Here is a 25,496-nt window from a genome sequence, read left to right as displayed (position 1 = left end):
ACGTGCGAGGGCGGTGAGACACCGGCCCGCTTCGCTACCAGGAGAGTACCCATGACGTGCAGGCAATGGCGCTGGCGTGTTGCCGCGACCCAGCGGGAGCTCGATGACGTGGCTCGCATCCGCTGGGCTGTCTTCGGCGGAGAACTGGGATTGCTGCCGGAGCAGTCCGCGCTGTCTCGGCGGGAGGTGACGTGCGTCGACACGCTCGACACCACGGTGCATGTGCTCGTCCATGCCGGCGACGAGCCGGTGGCGACCATGCGAGTCGCGTTGCCCAACGCGGAGGTGGCGGCGAACCTGGGTGCGAAGGTGGGGCTCGAGATGGAGCAGCGAGTGGACCTCTCGGGCCTGCTCCGGCCGGGAAGGCTGTTCGCGGAGCCCTCGCGCTTCTGCGTGTTGCCGAAGTGGCGGCGCTCGGAGGCCGTCACGTGGCTGCAGGCGGGCATGTACGCGGAGAGCCGGCGGCGCGGAGTGACGCACTGGATTGCGTCCGCGAACCTGGAGACGGACTCGCCCGAGGACGCGCTCCTCTCCTGGCAAGTCGCGGCCCACCGGGGATGGCTGAGTCCTCACTGGCGCGTGGCCGTGACCGACCCTTGTAGGGCCCCGGTGCGGCCCCGCAGTCCCTTCTACACGCCCGAAGAACGGGCACAGGCGGCGCAGGGGCTGTTGGACGGACTGCGGCTGCCCAGGGCGCCCTCGCTCTTCGCCAGGACGATGGGGGCGCGCTTCATCGCGGAGCCGCTCTACGACACGTATTTCCAGTGGTTCACGCTGCCGCTCGTCATGGCGCTCGATGAAGTCCCCGCGGACTCCGTGGAGCGCTTCCACGCGATGGAAAACGGCATGAGTCCCGCCGACTAGAGCGGGGCGGCTGCTCCCTTCCTTTCACCTTCAACACGCGGCGACCGGGAGCCCCACGGGCACCGGACAGGAGACGTACGTGCGAACACAGGCGGAGAATCACGCGGCAACGACTTGGTTGGCGGCGCTGGACGCGGAGGCGCGAGGGCTGGTGGCGGCGGTGGATGCGCGGCCCGACGGCCACCGCCTCTTCGAGGGCTCCCTCGATGCCGCGGGCTACATCCACTACCTCGTCCAGACGTACCACTACGCCCGCTGGAGCACGCCGATCCTCGGCGAGGCGGGCGAGCGGCTGAAGCGGCTGGGCCGGCACCCGGAGTTGGCGCAGTTGCTGATCCAGAAGGGAGAGGAGGAACGGGGGCACGAACGGTGGCTGTTGTCGGACCTGAAGAACCTGGGGTGCTCGGAGGAGTCCGTGGAGACGGCGGCGCGGAGCCCGGCGGTGGAGGCCTATACGGGGTGGAACTTCTTCACGTCCCGCGCGGGCGTGCCGACGGCGGTGTTGGGGACCGCGTACGTGCTGGAGTACCTGTCGCAGACGCGGGCGGGCGTGTGGGCCCGGCGACTGAAGGAGGTGTCCGCCATTCCCAACATCCACAAGTCCGTGACGTTCCTGCGCAGCCACGGGGCACTGGATGGCGACCACGTGGCGGAGATGGCGCGGCTTCTCGAGCGATTGACGGAGCCCGAGGACCAGGAGGCCATCCTCTTCTCGGCCCGCATCGCCCGGAGCGTCTACCCGTGCATCTTCCGTGAGGGCGGCGCCTCCACCCTACCCCTCGCGGGGTAGAGACAACCGCACGCAGGCTGGGGGAACCTCCCGTTCGAACCCTGGCCTTCGGGAGGACGCCTCACACGGGCCTGTTGAGGAGGGCTGCCTGGTAGAGGAAATCGGCGCGACCATCGACGCCCAGCTTGCCGAAGAGGTTACGCACGTGGGTCTTCACCGTCTGGCCCGAGATCTTGAGTTCATCGGCGATCTGCCCGTTGGACCAGTTTCGAAGCACACCCCTCGCGATGTCGAGCTCGCGGGGCGTGAGCTCGCGCTGCATGTGCAAGGGGAGCGGGATGGAGTGGGGAAACTCGGTCAGCAGGAGGGCCCATTGGCGGGGGCCGTCACTGGCGGGCAGCTCGACGAACCGGCACGTGCGGTAGCCCTCGGGATGATTGATGACCCATAAAGTCTTTCCGAGCCGCGAGTCCAAGTCCATCCGAACCAGGGCGTCCAGCCGCTCCTTGAGGACGCGAGGGAGGCCGGAGGCGTGTACGTCCGAAGGGGTGAACCAGCGCTCCAGCAGGGCCGTGGCGTGCGGGGAGCGGAACACCTCACGCGTGGGAGGCTCCAGGATGAGGAAGGCGGAGTCCTTGCGTTGGAAGAGCTCCTGGAGCAGTTGGGTGCGGGCGGTCAGGTCCTGGTAGTCCTGGCAGTTGCCCACGGAGTTCGCCAGGTGCCTGGTGAGGCTGGAGAGCGCGGTGATGCTCTGGGAGGAGAAGGCGGACCGCGTGTGCCGGTAGAACGCGAAGGCGCCGACGACGCCGGGGCGGATGGGCACGAGGACGGCCATGATGTGCTCCAGAGGCAGCTCAAGCTCCACGCTGCGTTGGTAGACGAGGGTTCGTTCGTACTCCCCGCGGGAGAGCAGCTGCGTGTCGCAGGTGGGCACTTCGGGCTGGGCGAGGATGGGGGCCCGGAGGAAGTCATGGTCGACCAGTCCGGCGTACTCCTTGAGTATCGGGATGGGGTGGCCGGGGACGTGCCATCGGAAGTCGAGCGAAGGCGCGACGCGCATGAGGCACAGGGCCATGGAGTCGGCCTGGACGAACTCGAGAAGCGGCGCTCGAGTCGCTTCAAGGACCTCCGGAAGGGACCGCGAACTGCCAAGGGCCACGGTGACTGTGTCCCGGACCCTGAGCTCGCGAGAGTTGAAGTCCCGTGGGTTGAACATCCGCCGCTCCTAAGCAGGCAACCCCGTGAGGTATGCGGGGCTGTCCCCCGTCCTTAGGTCCGGACTGAAAATCTGTCCCTCGCCCTTTGGGGCGATTGACGGAAACCTGGCAGCGCTCCTTCCACGCACAACGCCATTCCAGTTCGGAGACCCTTCGAGTTGGAGGCGAGTGATTGAGCAGTGAAGAGAGCAGTTCAATGAATTTGTTCAAGACCCATGGCGGGCCAACGAATACTTCTTTGCGGCCAGCCGATGATTTCGGTGGGGCTGGCAAGTCCATACATCGAGACCGATTCCCCCCTCACGGAGCCCCCTTGACCGCAGTCCACGCCGCTTCATCCTCTTCCGTTTCACCCCCCCACTCTGCCGGTCCTTCAAAGAAAGCCATGTGGACGGGGCGCATCTTGAGCGGCCTCGCCGTCCTCTTCCTGATCTTCGACGCCGTCGGCAAGGTGCTCTCCGCGCCGCAGTTCGTGGAGGGCACCCTCCAGCTCGGCTACCCCGCGAGCGTCGTCGTAGGACTGGGAGTGCTCCAGCTCGTGTTCCTCGCGGTGTACCTCATCCCGCGCACCTCGGTGCTCGGCGCGGTGCTGTGGACAGGCTACCTGGGCGGAGCCATCGCGACCCACGTTCGAGTCGAGAGTCCGCTCTTCACGCATGTGCTCTCCCCTGTCTACTTCGCGGCGTTCCTGTGGGTCGGGCTCTGGCTGCGCAATGCGCGATTGCGCTCCATCCTCCCCTTTCGTGAGGCGCAGTGACTCGGGGGCGGCGAATGGCGCAGCCAAGGCCACTCCGAAGAACTCGCAAGCAATCGCTGGTTTTCAACTGAGACATTCAACTCCGCAGGGACTTCAAGAGAACTCCATGAAGACAATGAACAGGTTCACGCTCGCTGTGATGGCCATCCTCTGCTCGACCCTCTGGGTGACGGGATGCGACTCTGAAAACCCGCCCCCCAAGGCCCCGGAGAATCGCACCGCGGGCGCCTACGCGTCGGTGAACGGCATCAATCTGTACTACGAGCTTCATGGCACCGGCAGACCGGTGGTGCTGCTCCACGGTGGATTGTCTACCATCGATACGACGGAGCCCTTTCTGTCGACGCTCGCCCGGAGCCGGCAGGTCATCGCGGTGGAGCTCCAGGCCCATGGCCGCACGGCGGACATCGATCGCCCGATGAAGTACGAGCTGATGGCGGACGACATCGCTGCGCTCATCAAGCACCTTGGGTTCGAGAGCGCGGACGTCTGCGGCTTCTCCCTTGGAGGCGGCGTCGCGATTCAGCTGGGCATCCGGCATCCGAGCGTGGTGCGCAAGCTGGTGGTCGTCTCGGCGCCCTTCAAGAGCAACGGCTGGTACCCCGAGGTCCGGGCTGGGATGGCGTACATGGACGCCGACGCGCTGGCAGGCTCTCCCCCGCACGAAGCCTATGTCCGGGTTGCGCCCAGGCCGGGAGATTGGCCCGTGCTGGTGTCCAAGCTGAGGCAGCTGCTGGCTGGGGAAGAGTATGACTGGACGGACACCCTTCGCACCCTCAAGGCGCCGACGCTGATCGTGGCCGGGGACACCGACAACATGCCTCCAGCCCACCTCGTCGAGATGCTTGGAGTGCTGGGCGGCGGTAAGGCAGACGGCGCGATGGGCAACCCGCCGAGCTCCCGCCTGGCCGTGCTGCCGGGTGTGAGCCACTGGAGCATCCTGACTCGAACGGATCTCCTGGCGCCCATCGTCCCGGCGTTCCTCGACGAGCCGATGCCGGCCGCAAAGCCCTGACCTCCGGAGAATGCATGTCATTCAAAGCGTGTCTCGACTCCATCAAGGAGAAGACGGGCACGGACTGGAGGACTTCGCCAGGCTTGTCGCCAAGCAAGGATTGACCAGGCACGGAGAAATCGTGGCCTGGCTCAAGGATGTGGAGCCGGGCCCGACGCCGCCCCAACGCGTCAGTAATACTCTTCCGACTTGAAGAAGCGGTTTGGCGCGGATCCTACAGCGGCCCGAAATTCACGGTGGAAGTGAGATTGATCGCAATAGCCAGCGTCGAGGGATAGCCGCGACAGGCTCACGCCCGGTCGGTAGGAGTCGACGACCTGGCGCAACCGGATGATGGACGCAAGGTGCTTGGGTGATGTGCCGACGGTGCGGCGGAAGCGCTTCTCGAACGCGTCCTGGCTGATGTGGAGTGACTTGGCGAGCGCGCCAATCCGAAGCGATCCGTGAGCCGCGCGGATGGCGCGCACTGCCGCTGCGACAATCTGATCGGGCTCCCGAGGCCTCAACCGTGCGCACAAGAACTGCTCCACAAGCTCCGACCGCTCCGTGGCATTCTCCGAATCCGCTATGCGGGACGAGAGGCGATCCACATCTGCGCGTGGCACCAGATCGTCGAGTGCCTGAATCGTATCAAGGAACTCGTGCAAGGGCTCCGCGAAGAACTGCGCGGCCCCTGCCTCTTTGAACGTCACGAGGACGTTCCCCCCGTTCGCCGAGGCCCGTATCCGGCGCACGATGGAGCCCATGCCTGAGATGGCGCTGCTTGGGAGCTTGCGCTCGGAGCTCCCCTGAATCTGGCTCGCGGAGCCCCTGAAGGCGATGCCGAGAGTGATGCCGGGGTCGGGAAGCAACGTGCGCGTCCCTTCCTGGCCTCCCTCGAGCACCATGATCGAACGCACGAAGGGCGCCAGTTGCTCGCCAGGCGCGAACAGCCTGACAGACGGCACGAACGGCATCATTTGTTCGCTGGGAGGGAACAGCCTCGGCATGACACATGCTCATGGCACCAAGGGCGCCACGGTTCAACGAAAATGCCAAGACCCGCTCTGCTTCGCCAGCTCAGACACTGAAGTCGCCTCACCCTAGCGGTTCTCGCTCGGCAGAGTGTCTCCGGCGAACAATTCGTGACGAAGCTGTTTTGCTTTCCTTGTCTGCGAAAGCGCAGTCCTCCATGACGATCATGAGCATGCGGTACGCCCGATGACAGACACTTCGGTCACGAAGCCGCACTGCTTGCTCAACGCCATCAGGTGTAGCGTGCCATGCGGGTTGGTAGCACGCGCCCCTGTATTCAAAGTCGGTCCACTCGCCGGAGCGCATGCCCCCAGTCCTGGGCCCGGTACGCAGTCAGCGGCCCTCCTCGGCTCCTCCGCCTAGGGGCCCGAAGGCTTTTCGGGCGCCGGGAAAGCGGGCCGCCTGAAAGGCGGGGCGGGCAGCGTCACGTGGGTCGGTACCGCGCGGGTGTCGCCGGTCTTGAGGAACTCGATGATTGCCGCCCGGGCGGCGGGCTGTTGATCGAGAAGGGCATAGCGAGCGCCGTGCCTGCCGCGGTGCACCAGGATTGTTCGGCTGTTCGGAAAATACGGCAGCATGCTCAGTGTGTTTTCGACGGGCGTAGACGTGTCCCAATCGCCGTGAATGAAGAGCACCGGGGTGGAACTCAACACCGGCACCCGCAGGTCGTCGCCCACGTCCGGGCTTGGCCAGACCGGCGCCGATGCGGTGTACGCGTCGAGTGCGCCCATGCCCAGGAGATCTCCGCCCAGGTCGGTTCGAAGCAGGTGCTCGCGGGCCGTCGTCACCCCCAGGCTCGTATCAATCAGCGGGCCGATGAGGGGAAATTGGTTGCCTTTGCTCTGCTTCACGAGCGCGCGCGCCCAGTCGTCATAGTGGCCATGATAGAGCGACAGAACGAAGGCCGGCCACACGTGGGCGGGCACGACGAGCGAGTCGCGAAGCTCTTTGACTCCGAGCACCACTTCTTGAACCCTCCCCGTCATCTCGTCCTTGACCTTGACCTTGATCGGCGCGCGCGCGAAGCGGTCGCGCACCGCACGCAACGCGGTCATGATGCCGCCCTTCGGCAGGTAGGGCGCGAGCCCGGGGTCTCGGTCGGCGTCGAAGGCGATGCGTTGAAGCGCCGCGAGGACGTGCGAGGGCATGTCGTACCCGAAGTCGAGCGGCTCGACGGCCGCCAACTGCGCGCGGGCCACGATTTCGGGGTGAAGCCGCATCACGGCGAAGGCCCACTGCGACCCGAAGCTCTCCGCGAATAGCGTGATCTTGTCATACCCAAGGGCCCGCCGCAGATCGTTCACGTCTTCGGCGCACTGAACGATGGTGTACCCGGCGAGGTCTTTGTCCGGGTGGGCCGCGATTGCTTCTCGGGCCGCCTTCACCATGTTCGCGGCGTCAGCCGACGGCGAACCCGGCCTGTCCAGGGGTTGCTGTGGCCAGGCGAACTCCAGCACTTCTCCGCGCTTCGAATAGCCGCGTTGGTCGAAGACCACGACGTCGCCCGCGGCGCTGAGCCTTACGAAGAGTTGGAGCAAATCCTGTCCGTAGGGGTCTCCGTCGACAAAGGCTCTGAGATTGCTGCTCCCGGGCCCGCCGGCCATGTCGAAGATTGGCGGAGCGCCGGTGGGCTGTGCCGCACGGATACGGGCGAACCCGATGCCGATGACGCGGCTGCCCGGGACGGCCCGGTTTTCTGGCACGTAGAGGGTGCCTATCTCGAACCGGACCGTCTCGCCCCCGGCCGTTTTCGCCGACGCGGTCTCCATCACCACCTCGCCGGCCTTGTGCGCGCTCGCGGCGTGGGCCTGCGAGGTAATACTGGCGAGAGCGAGGGCCACGAACGCCCCGGCTGTACGACCGAACCACGTCGGTTCGATGCGCGCGATTGATTTCTCCATGGCGAAGCCCTCCTGGTGTGACGCGTGCGTTGGATGGGGCCCAGGCACCTCTCGAGCGTGGGGTGACGTAAGGCCCGGCAGAGGCTCACATTACCCGCGGGCATACGGCGGTTCTTGAACGCGATTAGGGCGGCCTGCCCCGCGACGCGCGTCGTGGGCCGCGCCCCATCCGTCGCGAACGCGTCTCACGTCGGCGACTGCCGTCGCAGCGCCCCTGGCGGGGCGCCCCGCTCGAGGCGAATGGCCCTCGTCATATGACTCTGATCGGCAAAGCCGACCGCCGCCGCCGCTTCGGCGAGCCCGACCCCGCGGTCGATGAACTCCAGCGCGCGAAACACGCGATGGGCGCGCAAATAGTGGCGCGTCGTGATGCCCCAGTGGGCGCGAAAAGATTGCGCGAGATGCACGGGGTGCGCGCCGACGACGCGCCCGAGTTCTCTCAGCGTTGGCGGCCGGACCATGTTCGCCACGAGGAGCTCGCGTGCCTCGTCGAGCCAGGCTGGCGGGCGCGGTCGGCGCATTTCATTGAGCGTGTGCAGAATCATGTGGGCCGCATCACGTACGAGACGGCTCCGGCGCGAGCGGAGCTCGCCGAACGCCCGCACCAGGTGCCCTCCGAGTTGCAGGGCGGTAGCGGGATCGAGGCGGGGCGGGTCGATTGCGGCGCGCGCCCGTCGGTCGTCGGGGTCCATCTGGACGAACAGCAAGCGAGCGCCCTGCGCGTGGTATTGGGTTTCGTGAGGGCGATAGGGTCGACGCGTGAAGAGGGCGAGCGGCGTGTGGCTCTCGAGTTCGAGCCCGGCCCGTTCACTGCCCCCGCCCGCCAGCAAGACGCCGAGTTTCGCCGTGTCGTGCGTATGCGTAGGCAAGACGAGCGCGGGCGCGTGACGCACCTCGATGACATGCAGCCCGTCGATTCGCATCTCGTCGTCGATGACAGCGTAGCCTTTGATATGGTTCATCGCACTGGCTCCCTGGAAGAGGCGCTTCGAAGCGTGGTTGGGCGAAGCTCGTGCGTGCGGGGTCTGCGTCAGGACGCTTGACGGAAACCTGGCGGGTCTGAAGGCGGCGCGTCAAGACTACCGTGCCTGCCGAGGCGACCGCGCACCTTCCCGTCGGGTCGTTGAACCGGAGCCGGTCATGGTCGAGAGCATGAAAGCACCGCTCCGCCACCTCGTCTCCGCGGTGGGCGGCGGGCCGTACTGAAGAACCCGGCCACGCGTCACGCGCGGAGCCGAGCACCCGGGCCGTGTTCCTCGAGGGGAACACGGCCCTTCGTGTTTCCGGGGTCCGGCGTCACGGGTGCGCGCCGCGCGCTGATGACTGGAGCCAGTCCCCTGATGACTGCAGTCATCGGCTGGGGGCCCAAGTGGAACGCTCCGCTCCAGTGAAGTCGCGGGGTTGCGGAGACAGAGTGGCTGGCATTCGCGCTGCAATGAGGGAAGGCACGGGCGAGACGACGAACTCCTCGCCGCGACGGTCCCCCATCGCTGTCCTGAAACAGGTGACGCCCATGATCAAGACCAAGCCCTCGTCTCTCTCCCCCTCCAAGCTGCGTCAGAACACGCCGGACTCCGCCTCGGTCACCCCTCCGAAGAAGACGCCCTCCGCTGTCCCCGCGCAGCAGGACGCGAAGGTTCGCAACCCCTCGGGTGCGCCCTCGCAGGCGCAGCGGCCGACGGATGGGTTCGAGGGCAGGAACCCCGCGTCCGGCGGTCGGGGCACGCGCGCGCTGGATGCGCTCTCGAATGTGTCGGGCGCCGCCCTGCCCGCGATGGAGACGCTCTCGAATGTGTCAGGCGCCGCCCTGCCCGCGATGCAGGCGTTCTCGCCCATGATGGCCGGAGGACAGCCCGCGATGCAGGCGCTCTCGCCCATGATGGCCGGAGGACTGCCGTCGATGGAGCAGCTCTCGCCCATGAACGCACCCATGCGGATGGGCGGGATGCCTGCGATGGACACCCTCTCGCCCATGAACGCGCCCATGCCGAGGGGCCTGCCCTCGATGGACGGGCTCCCGCAGGGGCTCGGGCTCCCCACCGCGCCGCCGATGATGACGCCGAACATGCTGGAGGGCATGCAGGTGCCCTCGCTGCCGGGCCTCGTCGACTTCGCTCCCCGTGGGCTGCCCTCGCAACTCCAGGACTTCGCTCCTCCGCCCTCGCTCCAGGACTTCGCTCCTCCGCCCTCGCTTCAGGAGCCCGTCAACCCCGCGCCGCGCGGGCTGCCCCCGCAGTTGAGGGACTTCGCGCCGGCCCGTGAGGCCACGCCGCGCGCCGCGCCGCAGGCCGAGCCGGAGTCCTCGGGCATCCCGAGCGCCAATGACAAGCGCCCGGCCGGGGACAAGCGCTCGGCGGCGCAGATCGTCGACGACTCGCCCGCGCTGAAGAACCTGGGCCGTCAGAAGGACATCAAGTTCGACCAGCTCTGCAAGCAGACGGGCATCGACCCCAAGCTGGACCTGAAGGACGCGAAGCAGAACCCGGACGCGGTGTTCCGCCTGGCCAAGGTGCTGGAGTTCATCGACAGCGCGAAGGCGTCGACTGGTGGGGACCGGGACAGCAAGGTGAAGAACGGCAAGGGTGACGGCAACATCGAGGGCATCACGAAGAGCGGTGATGCGCGGCACGGCACCGAGGCCGGAATGGTGAAGGACTTCGCCGAGCAGGGTTACTCGTTCCTGGGCGAGCAGAAGCTGCCGACGACGAAGGACACGCACGTCAAGGCGGACGGGAGCAACAAGGACAACTTCCAGTGGGCCGCGGGTGAGGCGGGCAAGCACCTGTGGTTCCTGCCGGCGGTGAGCAACGTGCTGACGGGCATCGGCAACTCGGAGGGTGGCGCGAAGGGCGTCTTCGAGGGCGCGGCCAAGGGCTACGTCAACACGCTGAAGGGCGCCGCGGAGGGTGTCCTCGGGGCCGTCACGACGGGCCGGGTGAACCCGGCCTCGCTCCTGCTCGGTGGCGCGGCGGGCGCGCTGGCCAACACGGAGGCCGCTCCGCAGCCGGTGAAGGACATCGCCAGCATGCTGTGAGCTTGAATCGAAGTGGGTGTGACCCGAGCGGGGGATCTGCTCGGTAGAGGGGCCCTCGGAGCAACCTTGCGGCGGCAGGGAAGCTCCGAGGGCCTTTCTATTTCTGGGACCGCGATGCGCCGTCCTGAGTCGGCCACGCGTCTCCAAGGACGTGGCTGAGGGTTCACGTGCATTGACTGCCGGATCAGGCCGAAATCATCGGTCTATTTCCCAGGAGGAGTTTCACCCCTCAGCCACTTGACGAGCCGCGTGCGCTGCCGGCCCCTCAGGCTGCTCATGACCGACACCTGCTCGAGGTCCCAATCGCTCCGCAGCCGCTTCGCGGCCAGGGCCATCCACTCGGGAAACCGCGTGGGCTCGCAGGCCCCCAACCCCAGTGTGTCGTTCTGGAGCCCCTCGCTGTCGAAGTCGAAGACCGGCACGATTCGCCCTGGCTCCCCGTCCGGGCCCCAGGTGGACATGGAGAAGCTGAACCAGACCGGAGCCCGGCTGTCGACCGTCAGATGACAGTGGTGGCGGTAGGTCATCGACCGCGCGTCTCCCTCCTCGCCGCCCGCCGCGTAGAGCTTGAACCAGAAGACGTCCAGCTCGCCGAACCCCAGCGCGCGCGCCAGCTCCAGCGCCGGCGAGCGGGCACGACGCGCCTGGAGCAGCGCCTCCATCCGCTCGAACAGGGCATCCAGGGCCGGCGTGGAGCGCGCGTGGGTCCGCAGGTCCTCCAGCCTGTCCAACTCCCACCCCTGAGACTGCACCGCCCGCTCGACATGGGGGATGAGCGCGTCGAGCGACGCCTCGGACGCGTCGATGGTCAGCACCGCCAGCATGTCCAGGGACACCTCCTCGCTGGCCACGACGACGGTCTGGATCGCCTGGAGCAGTACGGGGTTCTCCGCCAGCCCCTGGAGCTTCGCCTTGCGCTGCTTCGAGCCCCAGCCATACGTCACATTCAAATCCAGCATCCCCTGGAGCGCTGTCCGCCACGACGCACACAGGGCCTCGTCGGAGCCCTCCCGGTCCACGCTCTCGCGCAGGAAGAAGACCGCCGGACGCACATCCCCCGCGAGCCGCTCCAGCACCGCGCGGATGACAGGCGCGGGCAACCGCTGACAGTGCTGCCCGAAGGACCCGAAGAACGAGCGGTCTGCTGGAAGGAGCTGCAGCGCCGCCCCCGCCGCGAGCATCGGGTCCACGTCCACCGGGAGCTTCTTGAGCACCTTGATGAGGCGCTCCCAGTCCGGCGCCGGTTCCCCCAGCAGCGCGTGGAGTTCCTCCGAGGCACGTCGTCGACTCATTCCTCCACGTCTACCAGAGCCCCACCCGCACCGCCCCCCGGAGGCGCACACACCCGGGAAGGGGCTGACGCGCGAGGCCCCTGACGGCCAATCGCCAAACGACCGGTCGCCACCACGCCCCTCTCAGCGCGGCGCCGGGACGCGCTCCCCGAGGACCAAGTCACTTGGGGAGCGCGAATCCCGCCGCGGTCGGCGGAAACCTCAGCGCGGTGTGACCTTGAGCAGCTTGCCGTTGGTGGCGTCGGTCAGCAGGTAGAGGGCTCCATCGGGCCCCTGCACCACCTCGCGGATGCGCTCGTTGCGGCCCTTGAGGAGATGCTCCTCGCCCACCACGCGGTCATTGCGAATCATGAGCCGTACGAGGGCCTGGCTGACGAGACCGCCCACGAAGATGTCGTTGCGCCACTCGGGGAACAGGGTCCCCGTGTAGATGGCCATCCCCGAGGGGGCAATCACCGGGTCCCAGTAGTACACGGGCTGCTCCATGCCCGGACCCTGCGGGCTGTCGTGGATGGGCGCGCCGGAGTACTCCTCGCCATACCCGATGGTGGGCCAGCCATAGTCCTTGCCCGCCTCGGGCCGGTTGAGCTCGTCCCCTCCCTTGGGCCCCATCTCCACCGTCCACAGCCGGTTCTGGCTGTCGAGCGCCGCCGACAGGATGTTGCGGTGACCCACCGACCAGATTTCGGGCTTCGCGCCCTGGGTGTTCACGAACGGGTTGTCCTGGGGCACCGAGCCGTCGGGATGGATGCGGACCACCTTGCCGAAGTGGCTCTTCACGTCCCGAGCCTGCACCCGGCCCGCGAGGATGGAGCGCTCTCCGAGCGTGACGAACAGCTTGCCGTCGGGGGTGAACACCAGCCGTCCCCCCGAGTGCAGCGTCGACTCGAGTGTCGGCATCATTCGGAAGATGACCTGAACGTTTTCCACGCGAGGCTGCGAGCCCTCCTCCACGAGCTTCGCGCGCGCCACCGCCAGCCCGTTGCCACCCTGGCGTGGCTCGGCATAGGTCCAGTAGACGAGTTTGCTCTGCGCGTAGTCGGGACCGACCTCCACGTCGAGCAGTCCGCCCTGGCCACGGGCATCCACGGCGGGCAGCCCCGTGACAGCGGGAGACTTCGCGCCCTGCGGAGTGACGATGTAGAGCGAGCCGGTGGCCTTCTCCGTCACGAGCATGCGCTGGTCGGGCAGGAAGGCGATGGCCCAGGGGTTCCTGAAGCCAGAAGCAATCTCGGTGACCTGGATTGCCGTCTTCGATTGAATGGCCGGCGCGCGTGTCTGCTCGGGGAAGGCTCGAGAGAACTCGGGCACGTTGGGCGGCCCCTGAGGTACCTCGGGGCCGCTGGGAAGCGGATCCGGCGGGACACCCGCATCTTCCGGCGGGACACCCGCGTCTTCCGGGGGGACACCCGAATCCTGTTGGGGGACACCCGAATCCTGCTGCGGGACGCCCGAGTCTTGGGGCGTGGGGTCAGGGTCCTCGCTGCAACCAGCGAGGAGGGCGGCGACGATGAGGGGCACCGAGAGGATGCGCATGCGACTCTCTCCTGGGGGGATGGGGCGGCGGGAAGGTGCTGACCTGCCTGCTGGCGCGCAAGTCTCGTGGCGGGAAGGCCGCGATTCAACCCACGGCCGTGCGGTGCCGGGCATCCGACGATGTAAAATCACCGTGTCACGGGAGGAGACGGAGGGAATGGGCCAGGGGGAGCACCTGGCACACCGGACCTCACTTCGCGCCTGGGAGTGCGGACAGCGCGGATCCCTGCGGCGCGAGCGGAAGGGAGCATCCGGCGGACGTCACCCGTCGGTCGGACACGCTTCCGTGGCGCTCCCGCACTTCGTCTGGTGGGTCCGTGAGCGTTTGGGGCGCCACCCAGAAACCCCAGTGTCCATTCACGGTCGCTTCATTCGCAGTTCTTGCCGCAGACGCTCCCGACCTTTTCTACACAGAGGCTGTCCCAAGAAACGGAGCAGCAGAATGGATCGACCGCGCAGATCGCTGAAACGCAGTCAGCCTTCGCACTGTCACAGTGGTTCACGAGAGAGGCACCTGGCGTGCAGAGCGAATGCGCACAAGTGCCGTCCGATTCCGAGCACGTCAGGCTGCCACAGACTGTTCGGACCTCGCCCACACAACGGCTGTCCCATGAGGAACTGCAGCAGTACGCGTCGGCCGTGCAGACCGACGAGACACACGGGTCGGAAGCCGGTGACAACGGAACTCCGGACGTGCACTTGTCGTGTATGGGGGCGCGCGCCCCGATGGAGAGGGACGTTCCGCTGCTCACGATCACCGCGGTCACCGCCGTGGGGGCCGAGGCGGAAGCAAGGCCAAAGAAGAAGCTCTTTTTTCCAGTCCCGGGACTTCCTCCAGCGCAAACCGGGGTTGCGAAGGTGAAGGTGAATTCATTGCCCACCTTGTTGGCGGAGGAGAGCCCGATGGTGCCGCTCCCACCGGAAGTCACGACATAGACCTGATCGGTCGGCCCCGTGCCGTTGTACTGAAAGGAGGCCACAGGACCGAAGGAGACTCGTAGCGACTGGACGCAAGGGATGTGGGTGATGCCGGTGGCATTGGTCAGGTCGACCACGTACTCGTAGCCGTAGTACCCCTGAGCCGGGGCACCGGTCGCTCCTGTGAACGTGCGCGTCTGCAAGCGCGCGGTCCCGGAGGTTCCTGGCAGAGGGATGGTGGCGCTCGAGTCGGTGACAGACAGCGTGCAACGGGTGTCGAAGACACAGTTGATCGCTGGTGCACCGACATTGACGACGCTGAGAGCTTCGGCTGCGGCAGGCTTCGACAGTACAAGCAGCGTCAACGACACAATCAATTGGATGCGAAGCATGTCATGACCCCATGTGTATTCACTGTGTTCGACATCAGGCTGGACCTTGCTTCTTCCGCAGCTCTGCCATCCCACAACCCGGCTCGCACCTGCTCAGCAAGGCTAGACGGAGCGTGTAGAAAGGAAAAGTCTCGGTGCTATGACAATCGTCGTGAAGGCAGACCACTCTCGGTGGTGGAGTGACGCAAGAGTGATGGAATTACCCTCCGGGCGGCCGTTTCCGATCTCGCCGGACATGTTGGTGCTTCACGCCCACACGGTGACCCACGGGTTCCAGGATGAGACGATGTCGCTGCCTCTCAGCAACGTCATACGTGGAATCCACGATAGTAATTACCTAGCTGCAATCCAGGGATAAGTGATAATCATCGCACCGTCCGTGAACGGGGGTGCGCATGTCAGTGAATAAAGACCTTTCCAGCCGCATGGCCTTCATCATTTCCCTGCTCATCGCCAGCGTGGCGTGGAGTGGGGCCTGGGCAGCGGGTTGGTCGCCTGCGGCGCCGATGTTGGGTCTCCGGTCGCTCCACAGCGCGACCCGGCTGGCGAATGGCAATGTGCTGGTGGCGGGCGGCTTCTACATCACGACGACCTGGAACTTCCCGACCGCCGCCGAGCAGTACAACCCCTCGACCAACACGTGGACATCGGCCGGCACCCTGCTCCGTGGACGCCGGGCCCATACCGCCACCCTGTTGCAGGACGGTAGGGTGCTCGTCACGGGAGGAGAGAGCCCCACCGGCACCCTGGCCCAGGCCGAGCTGTACAACCCGGCGACCAACTCGTGGACGGACGTGGCTTCCATGATCAGCCCGCGCGCCTTCCATACGGCGGTCCGGCTGCAGAACGGGAAGGTGCTGGTCGCCGGGGGCGCTCCCGTCAATTCGTCGACGAACGCGGCCGAGCTGTACGACCCGGCGACCAACATCTGGACGGCCGTGCCTTCCATGAGCAGCGCCCGCAAGCAGCACAGCGCGGCCCTGCTGGAGGATGGAAGGGTGCTGGTGGCGGGGGGCTACAGCGGGGGGACTCCCTTCTGGTCCAGCGCCGAGGTGTACAACCCGGCGACCAACTCCTGGTCGTCCGTGGGCTCCATGAGCACGGCCCGAGTGCTGTTCCCCCTGGCGGTCCTCCCCACCGGCAAGGTGCTGGCGGTGGGGGGAAACAGCGGAACGGGCCTGCCGCCCAGTGTCGATGCATTCGACCCTGCGACCAACACCTGGGCCCCGGTGGCGCCCATGGGAATCGGTCGCTACATGCACACCGCGACGGTGCTCGCGAACGGTCAGGTCCTGGCGGCGGGGGCCTATAGCCGGGACAGCGCCGAGCTCTACGCACCGGCGACCAACACCTGGACGAGCGCCGGCGTGATGAGCAGCCCCCGCGGTGAGCACACCGCGACCCTGCTCGCCAATGGGAAGGTCCTGGTGACGGGCGGAACCGGTGGCAGCGGCCATCTCGCGACGGCCGACCTGTATTCGCCCGACGTGGGGAGCGACCTGGGGAGCAGCCTGGGCTCGGGGCTGGTGCAGGCGGACACGTGCACCGCCACCAACGATTCCACGCCCGCGTGCAGCGCCGGCAGCACCGCGCCGGACCGGAGCTTCACCTGGACGGCGCCCTCGTCCGGCACCTTCACCGTGTCGACGACGGGCTCCTCCTTCGACACCGTGCTGTCCCTCTTCGACGCGAACACCGGCGCGGCGCTCGGATGCAACGACGACGTGAACGCCAGCACGTTCCAGTCGTCCGTCGCCGTGACGCTCTCGGCGGGACGGCAGCTTCGCATCGTCGTGGATGGCTACCGGACGCGGTGCGGCACCCTCACCCTCAACATCCAGTAGTCGCGGCCAGTCAGGGCGGGGCGCCTCCGGAGACGACGGGGGCGCGGTGGATTCGTGTCTGTTCAAACCCAGCATGGAGGCTTGCCATGAATCTGAGACGTCTGTGCAGCATCTTCGTCGTGCCCGCGCTGCTTGCGACTGGCTGCGGAGCGCTGGAGGACTCGAAGGCCGTGGGCGATGAGACGCGGGAGGCTAACGCGGACCTCGCCACGTCGGCCGTCTTCTCGGGCACGGTGCGCAACTCGGCGGGCGCCGTGCAGGCGGGCGTCACGGTGGTCATCAACGGAATCTCCCGGACCACGGACACCACCGGCCGGTACTTCATGTCCGTCGTGGCGTCGGCCAACGGCTACGTCCTCACCCTCCGGAAGAACGGACTGGCCTCGGCGACCGAGTTCTATTCGGCGAGCAAGACGAGCCTCAACCACACCCTGGAGACGGGCTTCGTGCAGACCGTCAGCCCGACGGTGGACAGCACGGTGACCACGCCCAGCGGCGTGAAGGTGAACCTGAAGGCGAACACGCTCGTCAACGCCAGCGGCGTGCCGGCCACGGGCCCGGTCAGCATCACCGTCGCGAGCTATGACCCGATGCGCATGCCGGGCGACTTCACGGCGGTGAACTCCAGCGGGCAGCAGGTCGCGCTCGAGTCCGTGGGCGCCGTCTTCGTGGGCGCCACGGATGCCAGCGGCGCGGCCCTCAACCTGGCGACGGGTGCCACCGCGACGGGCTTCATCCCCGTGCCCACGCAGGTGGGTAGCATGCCGGCGTGTGTCTCCGACGGCACCTGTCGACTCGCGATGTGGAAGTTCAACGAGACGACGGGCAAGTGGGAGGAGAAGTCCGCCAACATGCAGTTCGGCCCAACGGGCACCACCTTCACCATGCAGGGCACGAGCAGCATCTCCGGCGCCGTCCCCATCAGCACGGGCGGGCTGGGCATGTGGAACGCGGACATCGAGAAGCGCGAGCCCGCCTGCACCATTATCGAACTCGTGGGTTTCCCGGAGACCTGCTTCGGCACGACGGGCACCGTCCAGTTCAGCCTGAAGCTGCCCAACGCGGCGGGCACGCTCATGCCGCGCACCGACACGATGTCCCAGGCGTCGCCCTTCATCGTGCTCTACAACATCCGCGCGAACGCCTTGCAGGAGGTGGGAATCACGTTCCCGGCCGGCGCTCCCACGAACTGCGCGAAGAACCTGGACATCTCCTCCACGCCGGCCGCCTCGGCCGGCTACCCGTTGTACACCACGGCGGGCGGAGTCACCCGGTTCAACTCGGGCGCTCCGTGGGGAGGCACCGGCTACCCGAAGGACCCGAGCGGCAACATGATCGACTTCGACGACGTGGCCCAGGGCACGCACCCCTGCAAGTCGCGCGTGCAGTTCACGACAGAGCTGTAGTCGCTTCCCACCGGCCTGTCCCCTCAAGTCCCGAGCGGGACAGGCCGCTCGTCGCTCGGCGTCGAAGCCTCCGACCGTTCGATTCGGAGGGAAATGACTCACAGGGAATGCGGCACCCGGACAAGGAGAAACCCGATGAACAGTGATTGTGGCTGGAGAAGTGTTCTTCTTGGCGCCTGCGCTGTCCTGAGCCTGTCCTGCGGTGAAGGCCCGCTGCCCGAGGAGGAACGGGCGGGTGCTGGCATCCCGGGAAATGAGGTCGGTACCGTGGATGAGGTGGGCCAGGCGCTGACCGACGAGCTCGGCTCCGTGCTGGGCTCACCCGTCGCCACGAACAATACGTGTGCCGCGCTCAATGAGCACACTCCGGCCTGCACCACCCAGACCACGGCTCCGGACCGCGCCTATTACTGGACCGCGCCCTCCACCGGCATGTTCACCTTCACCACGACGGGCGCTACCTTTGACACGGTGCTCCTGCTCCTCGATGCGTCCACCCATGCGTCGCTGGGCTGCAACGACGATGCGAGCAGCACGACGTTCCAGTCCTCGGTGACGGTGAACCTCACCGCCGGCACGCGGGTGAAGATTGTCGTCGATGGCTACAGCACCCGCTGCGGCGACTTCGCGCTCAACATCTCCGCGCCGACCTTCGCGGGCTGCGCAGCGGTGAAGGCCGCGATTCCCAGCGCTCCCGATGGGGAGTACGTCATCAACCCGACCGGCGCCCGGCCCATCTCCGCCTACTGCGACATGCGGTTGGGGGTTGAACTCTGCACGGAAGATGTGGGCGTTCGCCGGGGACGGACGCGTGAGGGCTCGAACCTCGACTACGTCATGATGAGCCTGCTTGCTCGCACGTCCGGGCTCTGTAGCGTGTGGGCCCTCCGCGGCGCCAGCGACAATCGTCCCATCGACGCCCTCGTCGCCGCTGGGAACCCGAGCATGGGGACCTGTCAGGCCCTGGGTTTCGTGAGTGATGGGACAATCACCCTTTGTGATTTCGGTAGCGAGCGGGGGACCTGCGGCTACAACGTGAGCAGCGGCTATTATCGATATGGCAATGGCTGCATGGGTTGTTCCTTGAACGACGGCTATTACACCTCGTACAAGCTCCAGGGCCCGATGCGGATCTCCACGGTCATATCGAGCATGGACGGCAGCACCCGTTCAGTCTGCCGCACGCGCTGACGAGAGGGGGCGCTCCAGTCGCCTGGACCGATTCCAGGATGCGCCCATGCTGGAGCACGGACACGATTCGCTCCTCCTGGGTGGGGGATGCGGGGTTGGCCCTGGAGAGAGGGCCAACCCACCCGTTGAATCAGTTGCGGACGATGATGTAGCTGAGCCGAAGCCAACGAAGCTCACGTCGCGCGAGACCAGCAGGTAGCTCACCTGGCCCGCGTTTACGACCGACAGGCCCTTGTTGGAATAGCGGTACTCACTTCGCGCCTGGGAGCGCGGACAGCGCGGCGCGCACCGCGTCCACCGCGTACTGGGAGAACTCCCGCTGCATCCTGGGCAGCCGCTCCGCCTCGGAGAGCGCCGTCTCCAGGTCCTTGCGCGCCTCGTCCTCGCGCCCCGCCCGCTCCAGCGTCCGCGCCCGACTCAGCCAGACCGCCAACCGTCGGCCGCCCTGGGCCCGCTTCAGCGCACGGTCCGTCGCGGCGAGCGCCTCGTCATAGCGGCCGAGCTCTCGGAGGTTCGCGGCCACCCGTGTACTGGCGGAGAAGTCGTCCGGGAGCTCGCGCTCCGTCTGGACGAAGAGTTCGAGGGTGTCCGCCAGGTGCCCGCTCAACTCGGCGGCGATGTAGAGCTGCGAGTCCCACGCTGCCCTGCCCCGCGCGGTGGTCTCCTCGGCGCGGTACGCGAGCACCTTCGCGTAGTACTCCTCGGAGAGCTTCCGGGCGCCCTCCTTGTCGCCCCTCGCCGCGAGCAGGTCCGCCATGGAGTCGTAGAGCCAGGTCTGGCTCTTCGTGCCGTGCTTCTGGGCCTGCTCGAAGGCCTTCTCGAAGTAGACCTCCAGCGCCTTCATGGCCGGCGCGGCCCAGGGCTTGGGTTCGTTGGCGTAGCTCGCGCACGAGTAGCCGGTGCTCGCCGGGCCCGCTTGCCCCTCCTCGTCGAGGCTGGGGACGGTCCTCACCGCGTACTCCGCGCAGGCCTGGAAGGCCTCCGCGTTCCACAGCGCATTGAGCGCGGACTCCACCGCCCGGGTGCGACGGCTCCAATCCCTGGGGCCCTGCTCCACCGCCTCCTGATACTTCCGCGCGGCCAGTTCGTGCTCCCTCCGGGCATGGGCGCGGTCGCCCTCGAGCAGCAGCAGCTCCGGCCCCGACACCTGGGCGCTCAGCGCGCGCCGCGCATCGTCGAGCAACGCCAGGACATCCTCCAGCGCCGCGCCTCCCATCCAGCGCACCGCGGGAGTCTCCGTCTCGGAGTCGAGCACCAGCAACGTGGGCAGGTTGTCCACCGGGAAGCGCTCGAGGATCGGCTCATTGATGGGGTCATCAACGTCCACCGCGAGCAGGACATAGTCCTTCGCCTTCGCGATGAAGTCTGGCGCGGCGAAGACCTGGGCCTCCATGGTCCGACAGGGCGGACACCACACCGCGCCGAAGTCGATGAAGAGCGGCTTGCGCTCAGCGCGGGCCTGGGCGAGCGCCGCGGCGTAGTCGTTCTGGATGAACGTCGCGTATTCGGGCGGACGTGCTTTCGTGGTGGCACAGCCCACGAGGACCATGAGGCAGACGGGGAGGAGTCGCTTCATGGGAAGCGACTCTAGTCCACCGCCCTGCCCCATCCACCGGGCTCGCGGCTCACCTGGGCGGGTTCACCACGACGTAGGAGACCTCGGTACCGGAGTAGCGAGGCTGGTACCAGGTGCCTTCGCAGTTCTGGTACGTGACGCCGCTGACCACGGCCGTTGAACACGCCGGAGGAAGCGAGCGGGCCACTGAGCCAATGGCCGCCGCTGTGACAGTGGCGGTCGCCGTCACGGCGGCGGCCGTCGCGACCGGGTGATAGTTCCGGTCGACATCCACGTCGATGTCGCGGTGCACGTCGACATCCCGATTGACGTTGGAATTGACGTGAGTCCTCGTCGTGGTGCGGACCGCACGCGCCTCGGCGCTTCCTGCGAGCAGTCCGAAGCCAAGGACGACCACGAGGGACTTCAGGAATGAATGGGGGCTCATGGGTTCAGGCTCCTGGCTCACGGGCTTCTTCCGGGATTCGACGGGCCTGCATCGAATTGAATCCGGTGGGAGCCCTTCGGGGGGTTGAACGCGAACACCGCGTTGCCGACGTTGGGCTTCAGGTTCCAATCGAGGACCGCGACGTGCTGGGGCTGCGTGGGGTCCTGGGTGTTCGTGATGACGAGCTTCCGAGGCAGGGGCTTGTCCCCCTTCTCGATCCAGACCTGCCAGTCCACGCCTTGCTGCTTGAAGGCGTACTGCTCGGTCTCCACGCCGTCGATGGTGGCGGGCCCCACGTCGATAGCCGACTGGATGTCCTTGATGCCGCTCTTGTCCGTCCCCCAATAGAAGAGGTCGACCAATGGAATCTCGACACCGTAGCGATGCTCGGCGGTGGCGATGGTCTGCGCCAGCGTGGGAGGAGCATCGAACGAGGCGTAGTACCCGCCCTTCGGGCCGTTCACCGTGAAGGTCTTCCCGTCATAGAAGAACTGGCGCTGCTTCCGGTCAGACTTGATGTCGACCCTGAGCTTGTCGGGGCGGCGCGCGCGGAGCTCTGCTTCCGAGGACAGCTGGATCTTCTGACCACTGTCCAGGACCTCGTCCGTGGTCGTCTCCGCAGTTATCGCGAACGCAGGCAAGCTCCTCAGGAAGCCGCCCATCTCCTCCAAGGCCTTGATGGCGTTGGGGTCGACCGCGGGCGCATCCTGGGGACCGGCGGCTGCCTGCCCTGGTGCCGCGAGCGCGGGCGAGAAACCACTCACCAGTCCGCCCGCGCAGAGCACCAGCGAAAGCAGCCGCTTCTTCGAACCCATGCCTTGAAGCCCCATGCCGAACGCCTCCCCTGCGGATGTCCAGAAGTCAGCTCCGCATCAACATGGAGATGCGCGGGGCATGAGCAAGTCCAGGCGGGCCTTGCTCACTTCAGGCCACCAGGCCTGGAGCAAGCCCCCGCCGCGCACGCCAGGTCTTTGAGATGACTGAAGGCTACGCGCTCACGACGGCCACCACGGCGGGCGCCTCCACCGGGTCGACCAGGGACTTCTGCTCCCACGCTCGGCTCTTCCAGCGAATCCACATGGAGATGCCCCGAAGCCACTCATCGGCGGCGACGGCCAGCCACACGCCCGCGAGCCCCAGGTTCAGCTTGAAGACCAGGACGTAGCCCAGCGGCAGGCTCATGCAGACCATGGACAAGAAGCCCATGTAGACGGTGAAGGGAGCATCCCCCGCTGACCGCAGCGCGTTCACCAGGACCAGATTGAAGGAGCGCCCCGTCTCCAGCAGGAGCCCCAGGACGATGACCTGGGACGTGAGCCGGACGATGTCGCCGTCATGGGTGAACAACCCCACCAGCGGCGCGCGGACCAGGATGGCCGCCACGTCCACGACGAAGGTGATGGCCACCGCCCACTTCAAACTCTGGAGCACCCGGCGGTACGCCTCGTCGACCTGCCCCGCGCCCACCAGCCGGCCCACGATGATGGCCGTGCCCATGCCGACGGCGAGGCTGAATAGGAAGATGTACTGGGAAATCGCATTCGCGTACTGCCGCGAGGCCAGCGCCGTGGGCCCCAGGAACGTCACGTAGTAGAGGAACACAGCCTGGCAGGACTGGTACGTGCCCTGCTCCACGGCGGAGGGAATCCCCACCCGGAGGATCTTCCGGAGCGTGTCGCGGGAGAACGTCACGTAGTCACGCGCCCGCATCTTCACGTCCATCACCCGGTACAAGAGCCAGGCGAACACGACGAGCGCCACCGCGCGGCTTCCCACCGTGGACAGGGCCGCGCCGGCCACTTCCAGCCGGGGAACCCCGAGCAGCCCGAAGATGAGCAGCGCATTGCCGCCCACGTGCAGCGCGTTCATCCCCAGCGCGATGAACATCGACTCGCGCGTGAAGCCGTAGGTGCGAATCAAGCTGGAGCAGACGTTGATGAGCGCCTGGAGGAAGATGAACCCTCCAGCGATTCCCATGTACGTGCGCGCGTGCTCCAGCACAATGCCGTGCAGGTTCATCCGCAGCAGCAGCGCATCGCCGAAGAGCAAGAGCCCCGCGCTCACCGTCACGCCGAGCAGCAGGTTCAGGGTGATGGCCACCGCGGAGATGCGCGCGGCCTCCTCCGAACGTCGCGCGCCCAGGTACTGGGACACCACGACGGAGGCACCGTTGCTCACCACCTCCATGATGAGGATGCAGATGAACAGGTACTGATTGACGACGCCGACCGCGGAGACCGCGTCGTCGGACACACCGCTGAGCATCAGCGTGTCCGCCGTCCCCATCATCATGAAGAGGAGGAGCTCCAGGAAGATCGGCCAGGTCAGCCGAAACAACCCCATCCGGGTGGGGCCCTGCACAGTCGTGTCTGCCATGGTCCGCCGCGCTGAACTCGCGCGAGGGACTAACAGTCGCCGCACTGCGTCGCCAGCCCGTTCGCGCCTGCCTGCCATGGACTCAGGGAGCCTCGCGGCTCCTATGAGCTCAAATGACGAACGTGCGCACGTGACGGGCGAGTCACGCGCGTCGTCAGTGCTTCATCAGCTCGCGCGAGGAGTCCACCACCGGCGACTTCTCCGAAGAGGTGGAGCTCACCTTGAACAGCGGCTCGGAGCCGCCCTTCACGTTGTTGCGAGACGCGCTCGGGGGCGAGGACTCGTTGGAGGAGAGCGACGGAGTCGACACGGACGAGTTGGGAGCCAGACTCTCCTGCTGCTTCTTCGCCGCCGCGCGGCTGCGTCGCCACAGGAAGTAGCCGATGCCAGCCACCGCGAGCACGCCCATGACGGCGTACTGGCCTTCCTTGAACTTGGAGATGAGCATGTCCAGCTCGCCGCCGAAGTGGAAGCCGAGCCACACGAAGATGGGCGCGGACAGGAGCGCGGCCAGCCCATCCCAGAAGATGAAGCGCCAGTAGGACATGCCCACCGAGCCCGCGGTGAAGTACGTCACCGCGCGCACGCCCGGCATGAAGCGCGCGATGCAGACAATCTTCTGTCCGTGGCGCTCGAAGAGCCCTTCCACCCGCGCGCGTTTCTCCGCCGTGACGATGCGCGCGAAGAAGCCTCCGCCCTTGCCATCGCCGTTGCGCCCCAGCTTTCCGCCCAGCCGACGGCCGGCGAAGAAGATGAGGCTGTCACCCACGAGGATGCCGGCGAAGCCCACCGCCATCATCACCGGGAGGCTCGCGGCGCCCTTGTGCGCCAGGAAGCCGCCCAGGATGAGCGAGATGTCCTCCGGCAGGGGAACCCCCAGGCCGCAGGCCACGAGGATGCCAAAGACGGTGGCATAGGCGATGAAACCCTGTGAGTCGCCGAGCAGGTTGGTGAGAAGGTCTTGCACGCGTTGTCCCGTCCGTTCACTTCCGATTGGCTTGCTGGGTCACCGCCCGAGCCAGCCCATCCAGCGCCCACACATCAACCGGGCGCGTGTCCTCAAAACTCCGCGACAGGGTCTTCAAACCGAAGTACCCCTCGCGCTGGGCCGCCTCGTAGGCCCCCGCTGGTGCCCCCGTCGCCGTCAGGGCCAGCGCTCGGCTCAGCAGCGCCACCCCGTAGTCGTCGACCGTCCCCTCGCCCGCCCCTTTCGCCCGCGCGTCCTTCAGCGCCGCCGCCCCACCCGCCCAGCGAGCACCCAGGCGGCCGGCCAGTCGCGAGGACAACAGCCCCCGCGCCAGTTCGCGCACCACGGGCTCGGGCTCGGGGGCTCGCGTCGCAGGCCCTACCACAATCACCCACCCGCGCCCCGTGTCGACCGGTCGCACGCTTCCCTCGGCTTCGAGCAGATTAACCACCACCCGGGGTGCTGGCTCACCTTCCCGTAGGCCCAGAAGTCGGGCTGCTTGTTTGAACGGGCCGTCCAAGAGGGGCAACCAGGCGCGTTGCGCGGCGCGGAAGTCGGGCAGCGTCTCCGCTCGGAGCGCCGCCACGGGCCACTCACGCTCCACGCGGGCCAGCAGCGCCTCCAGTCCCACCAGGTCCCCAGGAGCGCCCGGCACATCGGGACCTCCGAGGACGCGCGCCAGGTACACCTCCACCGGCTCCGGGTGCGCGGCGAAGTAGGTCCGCGCGTCCTCGAGCACCGACGGGGCCGCTGTCGCCAGCTTCTCCCGGACGAGCGTGCGAGCGCGGCCGTAGCGATAGGTGGGAACGGGGTGTGCCCGCTCGACGGGGCCGGCGTCGTAGCCGGCGCGGTTCAGCAGGGCGAACAGCGTGAAGACGCGGACATCGGCGCGCACCTCCAGGCCACCCGGAGTGTACTGGCTCGCGAACCAGTCCTCCTCGGGGGCGATGGAAACCTGAGCGGTCGACCCGGCGTGCGCGGGGGCCGACGCATGGACCCCGAGCAGTAGGAGGAAGGCCAGGTGGGGGGCTCGCATACC

General features: G+C 67.1%; 22 protein-coding genes. 9 read left to right on the top strand and 13 right to left on the bottom strand.

What is annotated here, in order from left to right; translation table 11 throughout:
* The first annotated feature begins 51 nt into the window (after positions 1–51).
* Both HUA75_RS33490 and HUA75_RS33485 read left to right on the top strand, forming a co-directional pair.
* Positions 52–864, top strand: a complete 813-nt coding sequence (locus HUA75_RS33490) for a GNAT family N-acetyltransferase (RefSeq protein WP_174488707.1) — start codon at positions 52–54, stop codon at positions 862–864.
* Positions 865–943: 79 nt separating this feature from the next.
* Positions 944–1,654: an iron-containing redox enzyme family protein gene (locus HUA75_RS33485; protein WP_174488706.1), complete on the top strand. Its 711-nt coding sequence runs from the start codon at positions 944–946 to the stop codon at positions 1,652–1,654.
* Between the two features lie 61 nt (positions 1,655–1,715).
* Here HUA75_RS33485 and HUA75_RS33480 read toward each other — a convergent pair whose 3' ends face one another.
* Positions 1,716–2,669 carry a response regulator transcription factor gene (locus HUA75_RS33480; protein WP_371746249.1) on the bottom strand — a complete coding sequence of 318 codons (954 nt, stop codon included), beginning with the start codon at positions 2,667–2,669 and terminating at the stop codon, positions 1,716–1,718.
* 545 nt (positions 2,670–3,214) lie between these two features.
* Here HUA75_RS33480 and HUA75_RS47110 point away from each other — a divergent pair.
* The 3 genes from HUA75_RS47110 to HUA75_RS48030 all read left to right on the top strand — a co-directional run bounded on the left by HUA75_RS47110 (position 3,215) and on the right by HUA75_RS48030 (position 4,776).
* A complete protein-coding gene (locus tag HUA75_RS47110) occupies positions 3,215–3,568 on the top strand; it encodes a DoxX family protein (RefSeq protein WP_254627897.1) in 354 nt (117 codons plus the stop codon).
* 106 nt (positions 3,569–3,674) lie between these two features.
* Positions 3,675–4,583: an alpha/beta fold hydrolase gene (locus HUA75_RS33470; protein WP_217446399.1), complete on the top strand. Its 909-nt coding sequence runs from the start codon at positions 3,675–3,677 to the stop codon at positions 4,581–4,583.
* Between the two features lie 10 nt (positions 4,584–4,593).
* The gene (locus HUA75_RS48030) at positions 4,594–4,776 is read left to right on the top strand and encodes a DUF4287 domain-containing protein (protein WP_371746248.1); all 183 of its coding nucleotides are present in this window, start codon (positions 4,594–4,596) and stop codon (positions 4,774–4,776) included.
* Here HUA75_RS48030 and HUA75_RS33465 read toward each other — a convergent pair.
* The 3 genes from HUA75_RS33465 to HUA75_RS33455 form a co-directional block, all read right to left on the bottom strand.
* Positions 4,754–5,572 (bottom strand): helix-turn-helix domain-containing protein, encoded by an 819-nt coding sequence (locus HUA75_RS33465; RefSeq protein WP_174488704.1) that lies wholly within the window; start codon positions 5,570–5,572, stop codon positions 4,754–4,756. The genes HUA75_RS48030 and HUA75_RS33465 overlap by 23 nt on opposite strands.
* A 384-nt stretch (positions 5,573–5,956) precedes the next feature.
* Positions 5,957–7,498: an alpha/beta hydrolase gene (locus tag HUA75_RS33460; RefSeq protein ID WP_174488703.1), complete on the bottom strand. Its 1,542-nt coding sequence runs from the start codon at positions 7,496–7,498 to the stop codon at positions 5,957–5,959.
* Between the two features lie 185 nt (positions 7,499–7,683).
* On the bottom strand, positions 7,684–8,460 hold the full coding sequence (locus tag HUA75_RS33455) for an AraC family transcriptional regulator (protein WP_174488702.1): 777 nt from the start codon (positions 8,458–8,460) through the stop codon (positions 7,684–7,686).
* 551 nt (positions 8,461–9,011) lie between these two features.
* Between HUA75_RS33455 and HUA75_RS46285 the strand changes: the two genes are divergently transcribed.
* The gene (locus HUA75_RS46285) at positions 9,012–10,532 is read left to right on the top strand and encodes a hypothetical protein (RefSeq protein ID WP_217446435.1); all 1,521 of its coding nucleotides are present in this window, start codon (positions 9,012–9,014) and stop codon (positions 10,530–10,532) included.
* Between the two features lie 203 nt (positions 10,533–10,735).
* Here the strand turns inward: HUA75_RS46285 and HUA75_RS33445 are convergent, their stop codons facing one another.
* The 3 genes from HUA75_RS33445 to HUA75_RS33435 all read right to left on the bottom strand — a co-directional run bounded on the left by HUA75_RS33445 (position 10,736) and on the right by HUA75_RS33435 (position 14,670).
* Positions 10,736–11,824 carry a hypothetical protein gene (locus HUA75_RS33445; RefSeq protein ID WP_174488701.1) on the bottom strand — a complete coding sequence of 363 codons (1,089 nt, stop codon included), beginning with the start codon at positions 11,822–11,824 and terminating at the stop codon, positions 10,736–10,738.
* 201 nt (positions 11,825–12,025) lie between these two features.
* Complete coding sequence (locus tag HUA75_RS33440; RefSeq protein WP_174488700.1) at positions 12,026–13,360, bottom strand: PQQ-dependent sugar dehydrogenase; 1,335 nt, start codon at positions 13,358–13,360, stop codon at positions 12,026–12,028.
* Positions 13,361–13,728: 368 nt separating this feature from the next.
* Positions 13,729–14,670: a hypothetical protein gene (locus HUA75_RS33435; protein ID WP_141641104.1), complete on the bottom strand. Its 942-nt coding sequence runs from the start codon at positions 14,668–14,670 to the stop codon at positions 13,729–13,731.
* Positions 14,671–15,095: 425 nt separating this feature from the next.
* Between HUA75_RS33435 and HUA75_RS33430 the strand changes: the two genes are divergently transcribed.
* The 3 genes from HUA75_RS33430 (at position 15,096) to HUA75_RS33420 (ending at position 19,111) form a co-directional block, all read left to right on the top strand.
* Positions 15,096–16,514, top strand: coding sequence for a kelch repeat-containing protein (locus tag HUA75_RS33430; RefSeq protein ID WP_174455536.1), 1,419 nt, complete (start codon positions 15,096–15,098; stop codon positions 16,512–16,514).
* 86 nt (positions 16,515–16,600) lie between these two features.
* Positions 16,601–17,920 (top strand): carboxypeptidase-like regulatory domain-containing protein, encoded by a 1,320-nt coding sequence (locus HUA75_RS33425; protein ID WP_174488699.1) that lies wholly within the window; start codon positions 16,601–16,603, stop codon positions 17,918–17,920.
* Between the two features lie 267 nt (positions 17,921–18,187).
* Complete coding sequence (locus HUA75_RS33420) at positions 18,188–19,111, top strand: fibrinogen-like YCDxxxxGGGW domain-containing protein (protein WP_174488698.1); 924 nt, start codon at positions 18,188–18,190, stop codon at positions 19,109–19,111.
* A 250-nt stretch (positions 19,112–19,361) separates the two neighbouring features.
* Here the strand turns inward: HUA75_RS33420 and HUA75_RS33415 are convergent, their stop codons facing one another.
* The 6 genes from HUA75_RS33415 to HUA75_RS33390 form a co-directional block, all read right to left on the bottom strand.
* Positions 19,362–20,687: a tetratricopeptide repeat protein gene (locus tag HUA75_RS33415; protein ID WP_174488697.1), complete on the bottom strand. Its 1,326-nt coding sequence runs from the start codon at positions 20,685–20,687 to the stop codon at positions 19,362–19,364.
* A 49-nt stretch (positions 20,688–20,736) separates the two neighbouring features.
* The gene (locus HUA75_RS33410) at positions 20,737–21,114 is read right to left on the bottom strand and encodes a hypothetical protein (RefSeq protein ID WP_174488696.1); all 378 of its coding nucleotides are present in this window, start codon (positions 21,112–21,114) and stop codon (positions 20,737–20,739) included.
* 17 nt (positions 21,115–21,131) lie between these two features.
* The gene (locus tag HUA75_RS33405) at positions 21,132–21,929 is read right to left on the bottom strand and encodes a DUF2092 domain-containing protein (protein WP_174488695.1); all 798 of its coding nucleotides are present in this window, start codon (positions 21,927–21,929) and stop codon (positions 21,132–21,134) included.
* Between the two features lie 172 nt (positions 21,930–22,101).
* Positions 22,102–23,490, bottom strand: coding sequence for an MATE family efflux transporter (locus HUA75_RS33400; RefSeq protein WP_174455541.1), 1,389 nt, complete (start codon positions 23,488–23,490; stop codon positions 22,102–22,104).
* 154 nt (positions 23,491–23,644) lie between these two features.
* Positions 23,645–24,457, bottom strand: a complete 813-nt coding sequence (locus tag HUA75_RS33395; protein WP_174488694.1) for a DedA family protein — start codon at positions 24,455–24,457, stop codon at positions 23,645–23,647.
* 16 nt (positions 24,458–24,473) lie between these two features.
* Entirely contained in the window at positions 24,474–25,493 is a 1,020-nt protein-coding gene (locus tag HUA75_RS33390) for a hypothetical protein (RefSeq protein ID WP_174488693.1), read from the bottom strand.
* Positions 25,494–25,496: the final 3 nt, after the last annotated feature.

This window comes from Myxococcus sp. CA040A (assembly GCF_013336725.1).
GTDB lineage: Bacteria > Myxococcota > Myxococcia > Myxococcales > Myxococcaceae > Myxococcus > Myxococcus llanfairpwllgwyngyllgogerychwyrndrobwllllantysiliogogogochensis.
Note: the sequence above shows the minus strand (reverse complement) of the source record. Positions and strands in the feature narration are given on the sequence as shown.